The sequence below is a fragment of the Vibrio ezurae NBRC 102218 genome, assembly GCF_000467185.1.
Lineage (GTDB): Bacteria > Pseudomonadota > Gammaproteobacteria > Enterobacterales > Vibrionaceae > Vibrio > Vibrio ezurae.
Genome location: NZ_BATM01000019.1, coordinates 88,396 through 109,335, shown reverse-complemented (window position 1 = coordinate 109,335; position 20,940 = coordinate 88,396). Strand labels below are relative to the sequence as shown.

20 protein-coding genes are annotated in these 20,940 nt (G+C 43.9%); 9 read left to right on the top strand and 11 right to left on the bottom strand.

Annotated elements, in window-relative coordinates; translation table 11 throughout:
- Positions 1-73: 73 nt before the first annotated feature.
- From VEZ01S_RS07350 to rsgA, 5 genes are read left to right on the top strand one after another with little or no spacing between them, the layout of a single operon-like run.
- Positions 74-988 (top strand): polyprenyl-phosphate transporter, encoded by a 915-nt coding sequence (locus VEZ01S_RS07350; RefSeq protein ID WP_040890401.1) that lies wholly within the window; start codon positions 74-76, stop codon positions 986-988.
- Positions 988-1,449 carry a hypothetical protein gene (locus VEZ01S_RS07345; RefSeq protein WP_021713387.1) on the top strand — a complete coding sequence of 154 codons (462 nt, stop codon included), beginning with the start codon at positions 988-990 and terminating at the stop codon, positions 1,447-1,449. Before VEZ01S_RS07350 ends, VEZ01S_RS07345 begins: the two co-directional genes overlap by 1 nt.
- Positions 1,446-2,051, top strand: a complete 606-nt coding sequence (locus VEZ01S_RS07340; protein WP_021713386.1) for an SCO family protein — start codon at positions 1,446-1,448, stop codon at positions 2,049-2,051. Before VEZ01S_RS07345 ends, VEZ01S_RS07340 begins: the two co-directional genes overlap by 4 nt.
- Complete coding sequence (locus VEZ01S_RS07335; protein WP_021713385.1) at positions 2,048-2,485, top strand: copper chaperone PCu(A)C; 438 nt, start codon at positions 2,048-2,050, stop codon at positions 2,483-2,485. The genes VEZ01S_RS07340 and VEZ01S_RS07335 overlap by 4 nt, the downstream gene beginning before the upstream one ends.
- On the top strand, positions 2,485-3,513 hold the full coding sequence (gene rsgA, locus VEZ01S_RS07330) for a ribosome small subunit-dependent GTPase A (protein ID WP_021713384.1): 1,029 nt from the start codon (positions 2,485-2,487) through the stop codon (positions 3,511-3,513). The genes VEZ01S_RS07335 and rsgA overlap by 1 nt, the downstream gene beginning before the upstream one ends.
- A 66-nt stretch (positions 3,514-3,579) precedes the next feature.
- Here rsgA and VEZ01S_RS07325 read toward each other — a convergent pair whose 3' ends face one another.
- Complete coding sequence (locus VEZ01S_RS07325) at positions 3,580-4,956, bottom strand: alpha-amylase family glycosyl hydrolase (protein ID WP_021713383.1); 1,377 nt, start codon at positions 4,954-4,956, stop codon at positions 3,580-3,582.
- Between the two features lie 320 nt (positions 4,957-5,276).
- Positions 5,277-5,696 carry a DUF1353 domain-containing protein gene (locus tag VEZ01S_RS07320; RefSeq protein ID WP_021713382.1) on the bottom strand — a complete coding sequence of 140 codons (420 nt, stop codon included), beginning with the start codon at positions 5,694-5,696 and terminating at the stop codon, positions 5,277-5,279.
- A 327-nt stretch (positions 5,697-6,023) separates the two neighbouring features.
- Here VEZ01S_RS07320 and VEZ01S_RS07315 point away from each other — a divergent pair, with 327 nt between their 5' ends.
- Positions 6,024-6,662, top strand: a complete 639-nt coding sequence (locus VEZ01S_RS07315) for a D-Ala-D-Ala carboxypeptidase family metallohydrolase (RefSeq protein WP_021713381.1) — start codon at positions 6,024-6,026, stop codon at positions 6,660-6,662.
- A gap of 103 nt (positions 6,663-6,765) precedes the next feature.
- Here VEZ01S_RS07315 and queE read toward each other — a convergent pair whose 3' ends face one another.
- The 4 genes from queE to VEZ01S_RS07295 all read right to left on the bottom strand — a co-directional run bounded on the left by queE (position 6,766) and on the right by VEZ01S_RS07295 (position 10,213).
- Positions 6,766-7,431 carry a 7-carboxy-7-deazaguanine synthase QueE gene (gene queE, locus VEZ01S_RS07310; RefSeq protein ID WP_021713380.1) on the bottom strand — a complete coding sequence of 222 codons (666 nt, stop codon included), beginning with the start codon at positions 7,429-7,431 and terminating at the stop codon, positions 6,766-6,768.
- 1 nt (position 7,432) lies between these two features.
- Complete coding sequence (gene queD / locus VEZ01S_RS07305; protein ID WP_021713379.1) at positions 7,433-7,795, bottom strand: 6-carboxytetrahydropterin synthase QueD; 363 nt, start codon at positions 7,793-7,795, stop codon at positions 7,433-7,435.
- Between the two features lie 182 nt (positions 7,796-7,977).
- A complete protein-coding gene (locus VEZ01S_RS07300; protein WP_021713378.1) occupies positions 7,978-8,970 on the bottom strand; it encodes a porin in 993 nt (330 codons plus the stop codon).
- Between the two features lie 664 nt (positions 8,971-9,634).
- A complete protein-coding gene (locus tag VEZ01S_RS07295; RefSeq protein WP_021713377.1) occupies positions 9,635-10,213 on the bottom strand; it encodes a class I SAM-dependent DNA methyltransferase in 579 nt (192 codons plus the stop codon).
- Positions 10,214-10,386: 173 nt separating this feature from the next.
- Between VEZ01S_RS07295 and VEZ01S_RS07290 the strand changes: the two genes are divergently transcribed.
- From VEZ01S_RS07290 to VEZ01S_RS07280, 3 genes are all read left to right on the top strand, one after another.
- Positions 10,387-11,265, top strand: coding sequence for a LysR family transcriptional regulator (locus tag VEZ01S_RS07290; protein ID WP_021713376.1), 879 nt, complete (start codon positions 10,387-10,389; stop codon positions 11,263-11,265).
- Between the two features lie 172 nt (positions 11,266-11,437).
- A complete protein-coding gene (locus VEZ01S_RS07285) occupies positions 11,438-12,334 on the top strand; it encodes a cation diffusion facilitator family transporter (protein WP_021713375.1) in 897 nt (298 codons plus the stop codon).
- Between the two features lie 73 nt (positions 12,335-12,407).
- On the top strand, positions 12,408-13,592 hold the full coding sequence (locus VEZ01S_RS07280; protein WP_021713374.1) for an NnrS family protein: 1,185 nt from the start codon (positions 12,408-12,410) through the stop codon (positions 13,590-13,592).
- Positions 13,593-13,716: 124 nt separating this feature from the next.
- Here the strand turns inward: VEZ01S_RS07280 and VEZ01S_RS07275 are convergent, their stop codons facing one another.
- From VEZ01S_RS07275 to malQ, 5 genes are all read right to left on the bottom strand, one after another.
- Complete coding sequence (locus VEZ01S_RS07275; RefSeq protein ID WP_021713373.1) at positions 13,717-14,586, bottom strand: alpha/beta hydrolase; 870 nt, start codon at positions 14,584-14,586, stop codon at positions 13,717-13,719.
- An 85-nt stretch (positions 14,587-14,671) separates the two neighbouring features.
- A complete protein-coding gene (locus tag VEZ01S_RS07270; protein ID WP_021713372.1) occupies positions 14,672-15,211 on the bottom strand; it encodes a hypothetical protein in 540 nt (179 codons plus the stop codon).
- A 48-nt stretch (positions 15,212-15,259) separates the two neighbouring features.
- Positions 15,260-15,646 carry an MAPEG family protein gene (locus tag VEZ01S_RS07265; RefSeq protein WP_021713371.1) on the bottom strand — a complete coding sequence of 129 codons (387 nt, stop codon included), beginning with the start codon at positions 15,644-15,646 and terminating at the stop codon, positions 15,260-15,262.
- Between the two features lie 365 nt (positions 15,647-16,011).
- A complete protein-coding gene (gene glgB, locus VEZ01S_RS07260) occupies positions 16,012-18,192 on the bottom strand; it encodes a 1,4-alpha-glucan branching protein GlgB (protein WP_021713370.1) in 2,181 nt (726 codons plus the stop codon).
- Between the two features lie 555 nt (positions 18,193-18,747).
- Positions 18,748-20,934: a 4-alpha-glucanotransferase gene (gene malQ, locus VEZ01S_RS07255; RefSeq protein WP_021713369.1), complete on the bottom strand. Its 2,187-nt coding sequence runs from the start codon at positions 20,932-20,934 to the stop codon at positions 18,748-18,750.
- Between the last annotated feature and the right edge of the window lie 6 nt (positions 20,935-20,940).

The following is a 20,940-nucleotide window of genomic DNA, read 5'->3' as shown; positions in this document are numbered from 1 at the left end:
TTCACCCTTCCCCCCCCTTACCCTTTCCCTTACAATGAGCTCATTAATGGACTGAGTTGTATAAAATAACGTTATGAATTACTTCACCAATTTCCTCAAAGGGTTGGCTATGGGTGCAGCCGATGTTGTACCTGGTGTTTCCGGTGGTACGGTTGCCTTTATTACTGGCATTTATGAGACCTTGTTAGAGAGCATCCGACGCGTCAATCCTTCACTGATTGGCGTATTGCGCTCGAAGGGAATAAAAGGCGCCTTTGAACATATCAACGGCCTGTTCTTAATCTCTCTATTCGCAGGCATTCTCACTAGCGTATTAACGCTGGCAAAATTGATCTCATGGCTACTGGTCACTCACCCAGTGCCTCTTTGGTCATTCTTCTTTGGCCTTATCTTAGTTTCTGTTTGGCATATTATGCGCCAGATACATTCTTTTGAGCTCAGTCGATGGATTGGGTTTATATTGGGTGTGGGCTTGGCATACGCCATGACGGTACTGAATCCTCTGCATCTTGAACCTACAGCCATCAACATTGTCTTGTCGGGTGCCGTGGCTATTTGTGCGATGATTTTACCGGGCATCTCGGGCAGCTTTATTTTGCTATTGATCGGTATGTACAGCCCTGTTTTAGGAGCGTTAAAAGGTCTAGATATTGGCTTTTTGGCGTTGTTTATTGGAGGCTGTCTATGCGGTTTACTAAGCTTTTCACACCTCCTTTCTTGGCTATTAAACCGCTTTCGAGACATTACCTTAATGTTTCTGATGGGATTGATGGTCGGCACCTTGCCAAAAATTTGGCCTTGGAAACAAACGCTTAGCTGGCGTGTGAATTCCAGTGGTGAACAGGTTCCCCTGTTACAAAAAAACCTAATGCCTCACAGTTTTGAGTCGATAACGGGGACTTCGTCACAACTTGTACTCGCAGTTATCATGATGTTGCTCGCGATTGGTTTAGTATTGGCTTTGGAGAAATTTGCCGAAGACAAGTAATGAACAAATTATTAAAAAGCCTAGCGGTGCTGTTGGCGCTTGGACTAGGCTTTTTTTCTCAAGATATCTACCGTTCGATCCAATCAATGGTCGCTGACTCAGACCACTTTGCTAATCACCAAGCTAGTCACCTAGACATTCACAATATCTGTCCACTCTCTAGCGCCCCTTGCGTCGTCAATGACGTCAGCATAATACTTGGGAAAGACGTGGTCTCGCCCATGCAACCGACCACACTAGAAGTGAATTGGCCCCACAATACTGAACCTCAATTGCTGGTCGAGTTAGAAGGCAAAGAAATGTCGATGGGCGTGGCAAAATTTGTACTGACTAATCAAGGTGACGGCATATTTAGCGGTACATTATTACTGCCAGTTTGCCACAGCGATGCAATGACGTGGATTGGCTCTATTCAATCAGAAACAGAACAACTTCCCATCTCAGTAAGGATGCAAAGATGAACCGGAATTGGCTACTGACTCTCATTATCGCTGCCGCGCTGGGGTTTGCAGTGAAAAGCTACCTTGATGCACAAACGCAAAAACAAGCACGGCTACTCAGTGAGCAAACCAGCAATCCGTTAGTGACCGGAAAAGAGAATAAACAAACGCACTTATTTCACCCAACCGACCCGCGTATTAATGTCATCTACTTTGGCTTTACCCGTTGCCCTGATGTCTGTCCGACGTCATTGGCGATGCTCAGCGCTGCCCTTAATCAGGTCTCAGCCCAAGCGCGCAATAAAATCCGTCCAATTTTAATTACTCTAGATCCCGAGCGAGATACCGGTGACGACGTTGCACAATACGCCCAGTATTTTCACAAAAATTTTGAAGGCTATAGAGTCGAGCCTGATATCCTGGACGCACTGGCCCAAAAGTACGGTGTTATTCATATAAAAACCGAACTGGAAGGCTCAGCCCTTGAATATACCGTCGATCACAGTTCTTATTTTTATTTTCTCGCTCCTGATGGCACAGAAATAACCAAAGTGCCTCATACCCTAACCCCAGCACCACTGATTAAAGTCATCAACGACATCACAACGGAGACACAACCATGATTGCCAGAATTTCTACTTTTATCCTATTGCTACTTTCACCATTAGTGTATGCGCACAATACCATCACAGTGTCCGATGCGTATGTCAAAGAAATACCACCAACATCAACGACCAGTGCCATCTTCTTAACAATTGATAATCCCACCAGTGAAGACCGTGCGCTGGTTTCAGCAAGTACGCCAGCGGCTAAGGTGACAGAGTTGCACACTCACGCCATGGTTGACGGTGTCATGAAGATGCGTCAACTTGAGCGTATTCAGCTTCCAGCAAAAACTGAAACGGTATTAAAACCACACAGCCTGCACATTATGCTGTTTAATATTACAGAGCCACTTAAAGAAGGCACTGTCATTCCTCTAACATTAACCTTTGATAGCGGACGTACTTTGAACCTATCAGTGCCGGTTAAAAAAATGAAAATGATGAAACACTAATGAATCTACAAACTCTCGGCTGGCAGCCATTTTTTCAGCAACAATTGACCCTAGATGATTACGACACGTCGGTTGTTGCTAGGGTAAGTGCCCACCATCGCTCGGGGTATCAATTACTCACTGAAGACAGAGAAGTGACTCTTGCGGTGCACGACTCATTGCCTTCGATGACGGTGGGAGATTGGGTGGTCCTCGATAAGCAGATGCAGTTTAAACGCTGTCTTGATAGAAGCTCACAGTTTTCTCGTAAAGCAGCAGGTTCTAAATTAGCCGAGCAGAAAATAGCCGCCAATATCGACACGGTTTTTATTGTGATGTCTTTAAACGATGACTTTAATTTAAGTCGTGTTGAGCGCTACTTAGCTTTAACGAATGAGGCTCAAGTGGAGGCAGTGATTGTATTGACCAAAGCCGATCTTTGCGAGGACAGCTACGCCTTGGCACAGCAAGTACAATCGCTTGATGCCATGCTAATGGTCGAAACGGTCAATGCATTAGACCCTAGCAGTGTTCAAGCACTGGCCCCTTGGTGCAAAACAGGAAAAACCGTGGCCTTTCTTGGTTCATCGGGCGTCGGTAAATCCACTTTAGTGAATACGCTACTGCAAGATGACACTCAAGAAACCGGTGGTATTCGCGAAGACGACAGTAAAGGTCGTCACACCACGACAGGGCGTACCCTACACACAATGCCCAGTGGCGGGGTCTTACTCGACACTCCGGGAATGCGAGAACTGCAATTAGCGAATGTCTCTCAAGGACTCAGTGATACCTTTGCAGAAATTGAAGCGCTTGCCGCTCAATGCCGTTTTTCTGATTGCTCTCATCAAAATGAACCGGGCTGCGCCATTCAAAAAGCGCTACAGCAAGGCCAATTAGATGAAAGACGATTAAATAACTACCTCAAGTTACAACGGGAACAAGCGAGAAATAGCGCATCACTCGCCCAACTACGTTCTCAAGACAAACAGCTAGGTAAGATGATCCGCTCTGTACAAAGTGAAAACCGAGCACGTAAAAATAAGTAGCGCTAGACAAGTGAATGCCACAATCGCATTCACTTGTTTTTCTTCCTATCACAATATCAAAGGAGGCTACGGCGCCACAAAGCAGCAATACCCTTTTGCTGGCACAGAAAACGTCAATTGACCATCAATAAGATCGCACCCTTGCTGACTCACTAAATCAAACATTGGTTTATCCCAACGTAGGGTAACCTGTTTTTCCTTTGCCGATTTATTAATCGCCACTAAACCGCGCTCACCACGACAAAACACAATATGGTCATCACTAGCCTCTAGTACCACCATAGAGAGACTATGGACATAATTGTGGAAATCAATCAGCACTTTCATTCGCGGATCTTGCCATGCATTCATCCAGCGCGGATGCCCCGCTCTATCTAAAATACCGCTGGTATTTAAATCGGTATACACCAAGGGGACGCCCCCGTCACGGCACAAAATATAGCAATAGCCTAACCACTCATCGTCCTCGTCCATGACCAAATCTCGAAACACATCATTGTTTGGAATGTCATGGGTGATAACAAAAGTAATCGCTCTCTGTCGCTTTAACGCTTCGCCATAGTTATAGGGGTCTATTAACGTCGACATGCGCCCTTGCCCCTGCAACGCATGATTGAGAGTATTAAACAAAGGGAAATCGTAAGCGCCCAGTTTGGTTTTATTTAAATAAGGCTTAAGAAACAGCTCATACTCTTGCTTTGTGGAGCCGCCATCTGTGATGATTTCACCAAAAATATGTACGCCTTCGGTGATCTCTTTAGTCCACACTTTACGTAGCTGCTCAATGGAGATGTGCTTTGCCGCATCAATGCGAAACCCTTTCACGCCGAGCGCTTTCATCGCCAGTAAGTACGCACGCTGCTGCAAAATAACATGCTCACAATCGCGAAGCGTCGGCAAGCCCGCATCATGGGGGCCTCCGGTAATCCGGCCATTTTGCACTTGCCATTTATCACGCCAATCTTCAATGCCAAAAGCTTCAACAAAATCATCTTCAGTAAACAACGCACAACTGAGATCGCCAAACAATTTCAGTGATTCATAATAATCTGAATGTTGCGCATAACTCTCTAGCTCTTGCTGACTAGGGTATTGCAAATCGGAGCGTAGATAGGCTTCATTTGCCATATGGTTGAATACCACATCCACATAGACGCGAATACCGCAATCCTTCAAACGGGCCATCATAGACTTAAAATCCAGTGTATTACCCAGTTCATTATCGATGATGCGGTAATCTTGTGGCTGATAACGCTGCCACCAAGCTGTGCCACTGTCATGCTTCAGCGATTTCATTGGAGGAGACACCAACACAGTCTTATAACCCAGTTGACGAATTTGCTCCGCACAACTCGCAATCTTGCTATAGGGCCAATCAAACGCGTGCAAAATAACGTCTGTAGCCTGCGTGGCATTGTTATTCAAAGTCAGGGGGTTCAACATAAAACACCTTTTACAACTTAAGCGATTTGCAACCAATCACTATACCCTACTCGATGCATGCCATCTCGAAAATCATCCTAAATTCATTCTTGTTAGGGAGGAAGAGTGGCGATAAGGGGGGTAGGAGAAACGCGCAGATTTATGACAAGAACCGATTTATAGGGCTGAGTTAGGATATTAATCCTTAAATTCTCTCATTTTAAGTGAGACTACTACGTTCGTTCACTACAAATCAGAGCATAATATCACGGGGAAACTGTCGTGTTTTAACACCCTATTACCAAAGCTTATGATGATAAAGTGCAATTTTGTCATTACTATTAACGCCACGGAGCTTTTAAGGTGGGTTTTTTATTACTCGGCGCACTGGCAGGTTTTCCCCCTAGCTTTAATCCTAAATAATACATGTGTGCGGTCAACTCATTCACGCCGTCATCAATGCAAATTTGTTGAAACACTTTATCAGCCGCGTCTTTTTCCTCTGCGGGTAAATACTGGCAACGTAATAGTTGATATAGCGCATCATGAATTAATGAAGCACGCATATTTTGTGTCGTATCCACAACAGGGCCAGAAGGGCCATCCCACGCATATCCGGAACGAATAGTCAGCCAACCATCGACACTTAAGCGAATAAACTCCATTTCTATCGGTTGCGGAGGAAAGATCGCTAATTTAAACACACACTCTTCCGCTAATTGATACTTATAACCAGCACGATACAAAATATGATCTGACATGAAATTCATCCACTTTTATAAATACTGTATTAAATCTAGTGTATTTATTTGTATCTATCTTACTTCGATAGTCACTCTTTATATTCTGTTATACCAAGTACACTAAGTAATTCATCAGAATTAGCACAGGAATAATGCTCCAGAACAAAGCTGAATTTTTCGATAAGTCGTTATTTTACAATCAAAAATTCTAACGCCGTTATCGAGTATTTTAACACGCTAGAATGGCCCGTTATTTAGTACGATTGGTATTGTTTAATCCGTGATACAGATCAACATGCTTATTTCCGTCTATACTGGGAACACGAGATACAAAGGAGAAGCCTCATGATTCGTCTTGTTTGCCTGCTATTTTGTACCCTTAGTTTTAGCGTTTCTGCTAATGATTTACTCAAGCTGTATGAATCTGAAAATGAACTAGAATACAATGACTTAGTTATTAATATTAAAGGGTATAAAGTGCCTACCCGCGCCGCATTTAGAGGCTGGATGTTAATGAACGGGGCAGAAGATAGAGTAAAAGAAATCGCTCAGCACCTTAAAGACGCGGGCATTACCGAAGTTCCCCTAAAAACAATGCCAATGCACCTTATTCTTTTACAAGGTACCAATTGGGCGATGAATGGCACCTCAGTATTTACCATTCCTGATCGAAAACTAGTCCCTAATATGGTTCGTACGGTTAAGTTTATTCAACAGCACATTGAACCCATCACAGGCCCTTTAGTTCCCGTATCTGGCGATAGAACTCAGTATTATAATCAAACTTCAGGGGGGGCAACCAAAAGCAAGCACTTAAGCTTTTGCGCCTTAGATTTAGTGCCTATCAACAATATTAGTCGTGAAGAACTGCATAAAAAGCTATGGGGAATATACAAAAGCGAAGGTAAAAACAACAATATGGGGATGGGGCTTTATTCTGGTGTTCGTTTTCACATTGATACTTGCGGGTATCGACACTGGTAAGGCGTTAAGGTTAGTAAAACGTTAATCGTGATAACAAGTAGTCTGGATTTACGCGACCAAACATAAAGGCGGGTTCTTAATTTTAGAATCCGCCTTTAAGCGTTTAAGCAATGTTCAAATACTTATGAGTTTGCACAGATAAACGCCAATTGTTCTCGATACAAGTATCAATGCACAGCTTGGTTGCTCTCGGCTTTTGACTGATCGGCTGAAGCAACACCTCAGTCGCAGGCGAAAGTGGATGTGCAGCCAGTAGTGCCTTTAGCTCGTCAATATCAGACTCTTTTCCCACTGGGTGCTTGATTTCATTTGCTCTAGACATAGCGCTGGCTGCAATGGGTAATTTACCTTTCATGCCAATTTTAGGTGACACCGTTACCCAAGTCTCTGCTGTAGCCTGAACTTCAAACGTACCGCTGGTTTCAATCTGACAACGATAACCCTTTGCTTCTAGCTCTGATGTCAAAGGCAGCAAATCATACTGGCACGGTTCACCCCCAGTAATCACCACATGCTTAGCGCTGTAGTGAGCGATACAATAATCGACCAAATCCTTCGCCGAAGACTGACACCAGTACTCGTCATCCCCCGATTTAACAATGATAGTGCCAAAGTCGGTTTCTTTTTCTTCTAGTACATCCCAAGTTTGCTTGGTGTCACACCAAGCACAACCTACAGGACAACCTTGTAAGCGGATAAAAATAGACGGTACACCAGTGAAGAAGCCTTCACCTTGGATAGTTTCAAAAATCTCATTAACTTTGAACACGTTATTCGCCCGTATAAATACAGCCAGCAGTACAAGTTTCTTTGATTTCGACCTTAGTGAGCAATGGCAGTAAAGGCTTTGTTTGCTCGTAGACCCATTTTGCTAGAACTTCACTGGTTGGGTTTTCTAAACCTTCGATATCGTTTAGGTAATGGTGGTCAAGACGATCATAAATCGGCTTAAAGCTCTCTTTGACATCCCCAAAATCAATGATCCAACCGGTATGCTGATCCACCTCACCCGCTAGATAAAGGCGAACTAAAAATGAATGTCCATGCAAACGTCCACATTTGTGCCCTTCAGGAACGTGAGGTAATTTGTGGGCTGCTTCAAACATAAATTCTTTGTAGATTTCAGTAGTCATTTGGGTCTTCTGTGCGTTGGGTCAATATGACCAAAAAGAGAAAGGCGCGGATTATACCAAAATTTGTTAAAACTCCCAATGGAAATTAACATTATGCAAGGCGCTGTAAATCAAAAATAGTGTGCCAAAAGAAAAGGCAGAGCCAATAAGCCCTGCCTTGGTTAGTGTTCTAAAAAAAAGAGTTATAGATAGTATCGAACACCAATCGCATAGCGATCATCATCATTTGAAACATCATCACCTAAATCAATTTGATAGGCGCCATATCCGACGAAAGTGGGCGTAAAGTTATACTCTACTTGCAATGCCATTTCGCTCTTCTCTGTTTCATTGCTGTCATCGTTTTCAACATTTTCGTAGTTCACCGAAAAGTTTAAACTATTTGCCAGCGCGTAAGCGATGATGGCTTCGGTATTGGTTGTATCAAAATCACCATAAAACTTACTGCCCATTTCGTACACGGCCGCTACGTATAAACCATCACCATAGCTACCGTATTTTGCAGAAAATAAGTTAGCCATCGCATCATCATTTTGTCCGGTTTTAGAGCCTGTACTAAAGCCATAACCTAACATGAATTTGTCAAAGCTCACCGATGCGGTTAACTGAGCACGGTCACCATAATTACCGTTCTCGCCCTGCCAACCAGCACCAAAGTCTAAGCCAAAGGAATCAAAATCAAAGCCTTTACGATACGAGAGCATTTTCTCAGCACGCGCCGTACCTAAGTTACCGCCATCAATGTACAAAAAGTCATTGGCAAACGCTATTGGCATATCGGCAACGCCACCCACATCATAATAAGGTGACCACTGCGTACCACCCACCATGCGGCCCCACATATCGTGTGAAACGCCGATGTAACCCAGTCTTGTACTAAAGGAATTGTCTCCGCCATCAAGCATATTCAATGTCCACTCACCTTTAGCATCTGCGGTAAATCCGCCACCAAGGTCTTGAGTTGCATTAAAGTTGATACGAGGTGATAAAGACTCTACCGCCAAATCATCGTCTGTGACATAAGGGTCATCGTCTTTGTCTGGGTTACCCAGCCCAACGGATACGTGACCGCCTATTGAGAAAGTAGTACCACTATTATTATACAATTCTACAGCGAAAGCTTGGCCGCTAAATGCGATGCCTGCAATAACACTTGCTAATACTGTCTTTTTCATAATGTCTTTCCGTTTACCTATGTGTATAAAATACGTATATAAAGTACGTGTATAAATAAGCTGTTCTAAAAATACTGTTATTATTAAAAGCTCAATCAATTAATTATTAGGTGCAAATCGTGAGTAAATCACTTGCATTTAGCCATTTATCGAAAAAGGGTAAATACCCGTTCACCTCCTTTAATATTGAATACATTTATATAACTCACATCTATATAACACTTGGAATTACAGATTTCCTTTTGTAATAGCGTAGTAATGATTTTTTAATAAACCAAATAAAAAGTGGGCATAGATCACATATTGTATAAATTACCAGAGTAGCCACTTCTTTAATTTGTGTAAGCGTTTCTATTAAAATTTAACTGTAAATAAAATAGAGATGGGTTAGAAAAGACTATTTAAGCGGATAAAATAGAAATATCAGCAATGTCATAAAGAGATAATGATAAAAATAATAACTATGAAAGAGTAATATTTATAAAGAAAAATACGTCTGATTTTATAAGGGAGTTTTTATCGATTGTAGGAAGCTAATATGAAAAATAGATATATTAATCATATGTTTATCTCAATGAATATCTAGAAGGCTTGTAGCATAAAAAGAGGAATAGGACTTACTATCTTCATAATCTATTGAGATAGAAGCCCTTAATTTGCAAGTTTACTTGTAGGCTACGCCCATAAGTACAGGTCTTGATGATCCATCAGCCATTTTAATCTCAAATGGGATAGAGATTTCAATATCGCAAAAACCTGCGCTATGCAGCATGCTGTGCGCCGACTCTTGAGTCAGTCCGTCGTCTGTATCGTCACTTAGCCAATCCCAGTGAACAAATATACCTTGCTCATCCAGTAGAGAATAAATAATGGTCGCAGTTTCTTGAAAACTTGCCACAAAACCACACACAGAAGAGGCAACAACAAGATCAAATTGTTTTCTAAAAGCAGGATGCTGTGCCACTAAACCGCGCGTTAAATGGTCGACCACAGGCTCGACGTTCGCTAATGTTTTCTTGTCTAACTCTTCAATCATTGCCTCAGATGCATCAAGAGCGACAATGCTACGAGCTAACGGAGCTATCTTTTGACTTAGTAAGCCAGTACCACAACCAAAGTCTAATACGTTTGCGCCCTTCAACGAGTGAAGCGCTTGTAACTCAGTAAATACTAGGTCTGAAAATTGAGCGGTGGCCGGGTTTGCTTCCCACTCAGTAGCATAATCATCCCAATTAAGCACCATGTGATTATCCATCCTTAAAACTGTTCTCTATGTTGAGTAAAGCAAATCTTGATAAAAAAAGATACCAAATTACCTTTAATACAAAGAGATATCAGCTTTAGATCATGCCTTGCTTGATTTTTCAGCGCTCAATCAGGTAGTTTGAATACTGATCAATTAACCGGCGAACTTTCATGAACCTTTCTCACATTGAAGCCTTTGTTCAAGTGGCGCAGCACGGCTCAGTCTCTGAAGCCGCTCGACAGCTAAACTGTAATCGAACCAAGTTAAGTATGGCGATTAAAGCCCTTGAGAAAGAGCTCGATACGCCACTCTTTGTACGCAGTGGCAATAACCTTGAGCTGTCAGAAGCAGGCAAAGCCGTCTTTAAAGATTGTGAATCTCTGTTGATCACCGCATCCCGCATTCAACAAACCTGCCAACATATTCGTGGCGATTTCACCGCGGAGGTTTGGATTGCCCGTGATGACGCTATTCCGGATGAAACTTGGCAACAACTTTCCCATCGTTTAAACAATAAATACCCAGCGACCACCTTTAATATTGTATTAGCATCCAGTGGCGATCTGTCTAATCTGGTTGAAACAAAGCAAGTGGATTTTGCATTCGGTATTGACTATGAGCGTGTTGATGATCCTAGAATCGAATTTACCCCGATAGCAAAGATACGCATGATGTCGGTGTGCAATGCCAATCACCCTTTAGGCCAGTTACGCCGAGTATCAGACGATAAACTGCGCAACGCAATGCAAGTCACCCTCGCCTACCTCAACGAAAAAGATAACCCTGAGCTATTGCCCTTTTCACTCAAACATATTGGCTTTTCAAGTTTCGACTATATCCTCAGCACCATACGCACTGAAGCAGCATGGGGAGTGCTGCCTGAACCACTGATCCGCCACCTACTCCGAGACGAAACACTGTCAGTGATTAAACACACCTACGGCCTAACCCAAGAAGAGTATTGCATGTTTTCCTCATCGGGTATGGAAGCACACCCCGGCATGCTTTGGCTATGCGATAAACTCAGTGACTATTTGTTCGACTTCTAACCACAGCAGTCACCGTCAATTTTACTGACACCAATAATGTCATTTAACTCATTGATATTAAAGAGGTTAATTGATTTACTATTCTAAGTATCAATAACCTAACGATTAGCACGTTGAAAATCCACGCTCGCTAACAAACAATGCTCACAACGGATTAACAAAAAGGTTCATTATGAGCAGTAAGAACACCCGCGCTGAACGTCGTATTCTTATCTATTCAGCCTTGTTAACCCTTGCTTTCGCAGTCGGAGGCATTGCCCTTGGGCACTGGGTAGGTTCAATGGTCATCCTCTTTGACGGTGCCTACTCTCTCATTAGCTTAGTGTTAACTTTATTGTCACTGCTTGCAGCAACCTTAATTGCACGCCCTTCATCACAACGCTTTCCTCGCGGTTTGGCAGCACTGGAACCCATAGTCATCGCCATTAAAGCCACTGTCATTCTTGGCTTAGTGTGTATTTCTATTTATTCTGCAATCATGGCTATATTGGATGGTGGTCGAGAGATTAATACTTTTGTCGCGACGCTCTTTGGCCTCATTAATGTCATTGGCTGCGCGTTTGGATGGGCACTGATCGCCAAGAAAAACCAGACCGTCGGCTCTGGACTCATTCAGGCTGAAGTACTGCAATGGCAAATGGATACCTTGATCAGCATTGCGGTGTTATTAGGCTTTATCAGTGCATGGGTACTCATACAAACACCACTAGCCGCATTTGCCGTATACGCCGATCCTGTGATGATGCTATTAATGGCTGGCTATTTTCTAAAAGTGCCGGTGTTGATGCTTAAGCAGGCTTTATCTGAATTACTTAACATGACCGCCGATCATTCGTTGTGCTCGCAAGTTCATCAGTGTGTCACCGAACTGCCTGCACACAAAGACGTTGACCTTACCGTTGCCGCGGTGACTAAAGTGGGCAGTGAACTGCGTATTGATATCGATATGCGTTTAGAACAGCAGCAGCTTATTGCGCCAAAAGACATCGAACAAACCCGAACTCAGTTAAATAAAAAGCTCAACCACCTGCCTTACAAATGTCAGCTACACCTCAGTTTAGTGGGCTAAAGCACAACTATACTTGCATTGTCTGCCACTCTATTTTAAAGTTGCATTAAATTTACACCTTTAAGGTTTTAGCATGTTAAACATTACCGACAAAGCAAAAGAAGAAGCAATCACCCCATTGCTAAGACTAGGGTTTCGTCCATTTTTTCTACTGGGCGCATTGTACGCCTTTATCGCTATCCCGGTTTGGATTTACGCGTATCAAAACGGACAGCCCGACGCACTTGCAGCGCCCGCGCTGTGGTGGCATGCCCACGAAATGCTGTTTGGATTCTCTATGGCGATAGTAGCTGGGTTCGTCCTTACTGCGGTACAAAACTGGACAGGCATCAACGGCACCAAAAGCACGCGCTTAGGGCTGATTGTGGCGTTGTGGTTGGCGCCGCGTATCTTGTTTTGGACGCCTACTCCGCTTTGGCTAATCTCGATTATTGAAAGTCTATTTTTACTTGCTGTTGCCTATGAAATCGCAATTCGTGTTGTAAAATCAAAAGGTTGGCGAAATCTATTCTTTGTGCCTCTCTTCATATTGGCGATCGTGGCAAACTTTGCCAGCTACGCCACTATTAAAGGCGTCGTCCCCTTTAGTGCCAGCGCGGTATGGCAAGCCATGTTATGGTGGTTTATGTTATTGCTGTCGGTAATGGGCGGACGTGTTATTCCTTTCTTTACTGCCCGCCGTTTGCAGTTTGATAAACCGCAACCGATATTTTGGCTAGAGATCGCCGCTAATCTGCCGCTTGTGCTGCTGTTTGTGCTGAGTTTCTTCCCTATTACTCTTAGTCAGCTAGAAACACCACTGTTCATTTGGGCAGGTCTATTACAACTGGTTAAAGTACTACGCTGGAAACCATGGACCACATTCGGTGAACCTCTTGTGTGGTCACTGCACGCCTCATATGCGTGTATTCCAGCCTATCTATTATTAAAAGGCTTCACCACAAACCCTTGGCTAGCACATACCTCACTGCACTTATTCGCCATCGGTGCACTTGCTGGTCTGATTCTGGCGATGATTACTCGCGTCACTATGGGGCATACTGGTAGAAATATTTATGAAGGCCCACAAATGCGCATTGCTTTTGCCTCATTGGTTTTATCGGCGCTGATCAGAAGCGTCGGTGTGGGACTATTCCCTCAATATATGATGCAATTGCTCGATGTCGCCACGGTTTTATGGATGCTAAGCTTTGGTATGTACCTATTCAAATTTGCCAAAATGCTCGCAACACCTCGTAAAGATGGGCACCCAGGATAAATCCAATAAAAAAGCACTGAACCCGCATTATGCTGATTCAGTGCTTTATCGCCATCACTCTAAAAGTACACCCGTACGAAAAGTGCCTAATGCTTAGTAATAACAATCAAAAGTTCTAACGCCGTTATAGAGTACAATTACTCTTGCACTTGGATAGACTTAAAAACCCCTCTTTCACGGGATCACTTTTCATAATTCGACCATGACCTAATCCTGTTGTTGCTACCAGCGTAACCTTTGGCGACTCCTCAGAAATACGCTTTGATACCACAAACGGAGTAAAACGATCGTCTTCGTCGTGCACAATGAGTGTCGGTGTCGACCTTGCTTTTAGTTTTGCATAAGGGTCAATCGTTGCAATAGGGTAATGGTATTGGGCACTCACCTCTTCAACCACTTCCTCAAACAGTTTCATTGAGTAGCCAGAACGTTTAACACTGCTAAACAAGTTATCCAAATATTCAAGTACAGGTGCAATCAATAGCAAAGGGCAATTCATCGCTTTTATGTGTTTACATTCTATGGTTGAGGCTGTCCCCATGCTGTGCGCAATAATGCCAGCCACCTCATCCACACTGTCTAAAATGGCGTCTAAACCTTCAACAAATGCAGGAATATGCCCATAAGCACCACCGCTACTACCATGAGCGGGTTGGTCGTATGCCAGAGCGGTAAAGCCAGACTGTGCCATAAACTCCATCAAAGGAAAAAACTGGTTCGCAGTACCCGACCAGCCATGGTTTAACACCCACAACGGACCTGTGCCTAACGTATAGGTAGTGAGATCTCCATGTGCAGATTTCACGATGCCCTTAACCATTGCCGGTGGCTGCGGGTTGTTGGGTTTACTGCGTACTGGCGTGAGCAGCAACTGTCTTGCAATCTGGCGAGCATGATTGGGGGCAACTCGATGATGAATACGCGTTCCAACATTAATTAAAGAGCGGCGCAGATTAAATTTTGCAGAAGTATTGAAGTAGATTTTGTCGCTCATAGTTGCTCATAATTTACAGACATAGTTTGTTCACTCTAACATAGACAGCAGTCACTCAGTGAACTTTAGCCACCTGACACAAAGGCTATTCAAACTCCCTATTTCTTTGCAAATCTCGAGCTAAAATCAGCGCCAAACCAAAGATTTGTAGAAATAGCGCGATATTTTTATAACGCGCTATTTTATGATCATTCAATGACATCTGTTCCATGAGATGCAGATTGTCTAAATAGTGTTTATCAATCCGGTTTCGTTGCTGAGTTTGCGCTTGATCCAGCATTGATGAAAGTGTGCTCAAATTCGCCAAAGAAAGCTCAGGAATGGGTTTTCCAAGCCAAACGGTGATTTGTTTGTTCAATTCAGCCAGCCGTGCCTGTTCAGCATCAAGATCAGAGCGATCTCTACCTGCCAATACCAGAAGTAGCAGCTCTTTTTTCCTTTCTATATTTTCAACTTTGTTCCATGCTTGTTGTATCAAGCGCAAATGGGCGTTTTGTCTGTCTTGCAACGCATTATTACTTTGCGAAAGTTCATCAAGCACCTGACTCGACAAGATTATCGCCAATACATTGAGCAGTAGACCTAAGAGCACTAATAGCCACGCAGGCGGCCATGTTATCTTCATCTTCTACTCCTCAAATCTTATCGGCTCACGCTTTACCCACCACGAAACCTACGCGACAGTCGCGCAAAGCACTTGAAATACATTCAATATCGCCAGTATTACAATGCTACTAAAAGTGGCAATCATGCCATACTTACGGCCTGGCATTACGCCATTTAATACCGCAAAACCATGCACCAATCGCCCCGCAACAAACACCACACCTAGCACATGAATAAGCCACATTGGCCCACCATTAAATTCAGCTAACATCAATAATAATAGACCGATTGGAATGTATTCGGTGGCATTGCTATGCGCACTGCGTGCAATAGTAAGATCTTCTATTTGCCCATCCGAATGGGAAACTTGATGTTTGCGACGCTGCTTAATAACTTGCACGGATAAATAGCAGATCCAGATAGCCAAGATGGCTGCATATAGGGAAGTGATCATAAGACTCCATTCTCAAAAAACACTGTATTGGGTGCGGATAAAAGACAACACCTGAACTGATAAGTTATTGCTAATCCTAATAGGAGTACTCTGTTACACCTCAAATAAAGGTTTTGTAAAAAGAACCCGCGATTAACAATTTACTCACACAATACTATCCTTTAAGAAACAATGAAATCAACCACATAATCGCCAATCGATAGAAAAATCATCGTCTTTATCCTGTATATAGACGAAAAAAATCTCGGATATTCACCTTGAATACCCGAGATTATAAACGAACCTTACATGCTCTCATCCGTGCTCAACAGCCAGAGCACAAAAAGCAAGAAAAGCGATGTGTTGCTATAGCCCGCTTGCCAACTTTATACCGTTTTCTTTTTATAAAAAACGGTCGCAAGTGGTGGCAGTACCATAGGAATGGATTGCGCTAAGCCTTGGCTTTGTACTTTTTCCGTTTTAATGCTCGTCGGCACTGCAACGTTCGCCCCGTGATATTTAGCATCATCGGTATTTAACAACAGCTCATAGCGAGACTCATCAGGAATGCCTAAACGGAAATCATGATGAGGTACTGGCGTAAAGTTAGAGACCACCAGCACGCGTTCGCCATTTTCATCAATACGCTCGTGTGCCAATACACTGGCTTCGGCTTCATCTTGCAGGCGCCACTCAAACCCTTTTGGATCAAAGTCTAATGCGTGCAAAGCCGCTTCTTGCTTGTAGAGCTTGTTCAAATCACGAGTAAGATTGAGTACGCCTTGATGACGTTCATAATCCAGTAAGAACCACTGCAATTGATCGTCATGGTTCCATTCGGCGGTTTGACCAAATTCAGCGCCCATGAAGTTCAGCTTTTTGCCCGGCTGAGCGTACATGTACCCCATATAAGCACGTAAATTCGCGGTTTTTTGCCACTCATCACCCGGCATTTTGTCGTGAATCGCGCCTTTGCCGTACACCACTTCATCATGCGACAACGACAATACGTAATTCTCGCTGTGTGCATACATCAGCGGGAAGGTTAGCGTGTTGTGATGATATTTGCGGTGAATAGGATCTTGCTGAATATAAGACAAGCTGTCGTGCATCCAGCCCATATTCCACTTAAAGCCGAAACCCAAACCGCCCAAGAAGGTCGGTGCTGATACCCCAGGGAAAGCCGTTGATTCTTCGGCGATGGTCATGGCATTCGGGAAGTGTTTGTACACTTCTTCGTTCATCCACTTCAAGGTCGCAATCGCATCGTAGTTCTCGTTACCACCGTCTTGGTTAGGTAGCCATTGATCGTGACTGCGTGAGTAATCCAAGTACAACATCGACGCCACTGCGTCCACTCGAATACCATCAATATGATAATGCTCAAACCAAAATAGTGCATTGGACACCATAAAGCGGCGTACATGTTCACGACCTAAATCATAAATGTACGAATTCCAATCTTGGTGCCAACCGCGACGCGGATCAGGATCATGATACAAAGGTGTACCGTCAAAGTTCGCCAAACCGTGATCATCGGATGGGAAGTGTGCCGGAACCCAGTCCAGTACCACACCTAAGCCTGCTTGGTGACACTGGTCGACAAAGTATTTGAAATCATCTGGCGTACCAAAACGGCTGGTCGGTGCAAATAGCCCGATAGGTTGGTAGCCCCAAGAACCGTAGAATGGATGTTCAGAAATCGGCATAAGTTCAACATGTGAATAGCCCAGATCCACCAAGTACGGAATCAACTGCTCAGCCAATTGACGGTAATTTAAAAACTCGCCATTTTCGCCGCGTTTCCAAGAGCCAGCATGCAGCTCATAAAAAGAAAGCGCTTCTTTACGTTTCTCCGTCACCGGACGTGTCTGCCACGCATCATCTTGCCATTGATACTTAGTTTGATCGTAAGTGACCGAGGCAAACGAAGGATGTTGTTCGTGCTGGAATCCCCACGGGTCTTGTTTATGAGGTAAGCCTTCCCCATTTGGACCTTTCATCTCAAACTTATATTGAGAACCTTCTGCCAGTTCAGGGACGAATAATCCCCAAATGCCATAATCAAGACGCTGCATTGGATGACGGCGTCCATCCCACAGGTTAAATCCACCAATTAGGCTGACGGCTTGAGCGTGAGGGGCGTATACAAGAAAGCGAGTACCAGAAATGCTTTTACCATCGCGCTCTAGCGTGATGAATTGAGCACCCATATATTTGTACATCTCTTTTGGAGTGTGCAAATGCTCAAACTCTTCATACAAAGCGTGATACTGATAGGGATCGTCAATGATCTGCTCAGCATCTCCCCAATCAACGGCCAATTTATAGTGAGTAAAAGTAAGATCGCGCGCTTGTGTCAACACAAACGCATCCATCTCATCACGAACTAACTCTATGCGTTCGTCACCAATAATCACTTCGACTCGATGAGCGCCCGGCATCCACACCGTTAAATAACGGCCTTCTTCCCTAATAAACGGGCCCAACAATGAAAAAGGGTCAGTTAATGCTGCCTGACTCAATTTCTGATAAGCACTTTTGATTTTATCTTGAGGCTTGTCCACGCCCAATCTCCTTCGATAATTTAATTCTATTTATAATTTTTGTAGAGAGAGCAGCCCGCCCTCATCCTAGCCATTTTTTATCCATCTTAACGATACTATGGTCACTAAGCTATATTCTTAACAAAAACATACACTTTAAAAACATTTGATGGATATTTATACCAATCGTACCAAAAAATTAGGCATTCTAGCTTGTTAAAATGCTTGATAACTGCGTTAGAATTTTTGATCGTAAAATAACGACTTATCGAAAAGTTCAGCCTTATTCTAGAACCTTGTGCTCAAGCATTTTTCCTGCGCAATTTCTGAATGCTTACTTAGTGTGATTGGTGGTATCCATTGCATATTGGCGACTTTTAGCCAAGCCACTCACTATGTGAGCCAAACCGTCGTGATTAAATGTGCAGAAACACAAAAATGCCCGCTGAAGTGCGGGCATTTCAGATAACTTGAAACAGTAACAAAATAACAAAAATGAAAGATTGAGCAGTGCGTAACTTTGAGCAATCAATGCTCATTCATTCGCCATCAGGCCCATTTTCAGCGGTTATCTAATTACTTTATGGACGCTTCATCACGAACTTCAGTCAGGCGTTTTGCGATATGATTCACATCGTCTCTACCAAACATTTCATCCAGATTCACCGATAGTTTGCGTCGCCAGTTAGGGTACTCGTCCACCGTTCCAGGAATGTTCACCGGTTTATCCATCTCTAGCCAGTCTTCCAACTGCACGCTCAGCAATGAAGATGAACCCGCCGCCACATGCAGCTGCATAGCTTGGGCAAGGAAACTATCCATTGGCACCCACGCAGCATTCTCACCAATACCAGAAGACAAAAACTGCGGGTTATTTTGACGAATCGTATTTAAGATGCCTTGTTTGCACGCCAGACGCTCATCAAACAAACGTGCTAATTGCTCATCGCTCGGATACAAGCCCAGCTCTTTGCCCAGCTTGAGGTCATCACAATGCCAGAAACCGCGCAAGGTAGGCATATCATGGGTGCACAATGCAGACATGGATTGCTCTGGGTATTGGGTCGGCTCAATAAAGTGCCCAGCATCGTTATCTTCAAAGAAGAATATTTTATACGAGTGCACGCCGGCATCACGCAAAATTGCCACAATTTCATCTGGCACAGTGCCTAAGTCTTCACCGATCACCGAACACTGGTAGCGATGAGATTCCAGAGCCAAAATCGCTAGCATGTCTTCGACTGGGTAGTAGACATACGCACCTTTAGTGGCATCCTCACCCTTTGGAATCCACCACAGACGCAATAGGCCCAATACATGGTCAATACGCAATGCGCCGCAATGCTTCATGTTGGCGCGAAGCAACTTAATAAAGGCATCATAGCCACTGGCTTGCAGCGTTTGTGGATTTAAAGGAGGCAATCCCCAGTTTTGTCCCAACGGGCCCAAAATATCTGGCGGCGCACCAATGCTGGCATCCAATATCAAGTTGCCATCATCAGCCCAAGTTTCAGAGCCTGAATCGGCAACGCCTACCGCTAAATCGCGATAAAGACCTAACGTCATACCCTTTTCTTGTGCGAGTGCTTGTGCTTCATTGATTTGCGTATCCGCAATCCACTGCAAGTACATGTAAAGATCCACAAGATCTTTGTGCTCTTTGATAAACCTTTGCGTACCGGCGCTACTAAAACGGCGATATTTTTCAGGGAATGCAGGCCAGCCCCACATTTGATCGTCTGAATCGTGTAAGGTTTTATGCACCGCATCAAAGGTCGCTTGATGCATCAAGCTTTCACCGCCCTCTTCAACAAAGCTCAAAAACGCTTGCGCGCGCTCAGTGTTGTTATCAAGGTGGCGCTGCTTAAACTCAGCAAACAGCAGCGGCAATACGCTCATTTTAAGTGCGCTGACTTCGCTGTAGTTTACGTGTTGTACTTCACGCGCTTTTTGCAAGCGCTGTTGAAACTCTGCACTGCCTACTTTTTGCTGTGCTTGTACGCTTAATGCAAACTCAGAGACTGAGCTCACATCAATGTACATAATGTTTAACCAACGACGTGAAGATGGGCTGTATGGACTTGCCCCTTCAGGGTTGGCTGGAAATAAAGAATGAATAGGGTTGAGCCCTACAAAATCACCGCCACGGGCAGCAATGTTACCCACTAACTGCTTAAGATCGCCAAAATCACCGATGCCCCAGTTGTGCGGAGTGCGCAGAGTGTAAAGCTGGATACTTGGACCCCACAGCTTTTTGCCTTGCTCAATGTCTGTTTGTTTAAAACACGCTTTAGGCGTAATGATCAAAGTCATCTCATAAGGTGCTTTGCGACGCTTACGTGTCACGAGCAATTTGTGATAACCCCATTGAATGTTTGCAGGTAACGCAAAGACCAGTGGACCACCGTTTTTACGCTCATCCCGTACAATTTGTGATTGCAAGTAACCCTCAAGGACTTCGCCTTGCTCAGTCTCTAAGCGCCATGCAAATTCACTTTCGCGAGCACTGACACCCAAATTTAGTTCCACTTCTACTGATTCGTCATCGCGAACCACCAGCACTGGCGCCAAAACGTCTTTTTTATGTTTTTTTTCTGCGGATTTAAGCAGAGCTTCGTCACTACTCGTATCGTAACCAAAAGCGGCAAGTAAGCGCTCAATAGTTTCATCTTCAACGCTGGCAGGTTCTCCCCACGCGCTGACATAGTGGTCGGCAATACGAGCCATTTCGGCGACTTTTTTTAATGCAGATTGTGTTTTCATCGCTCT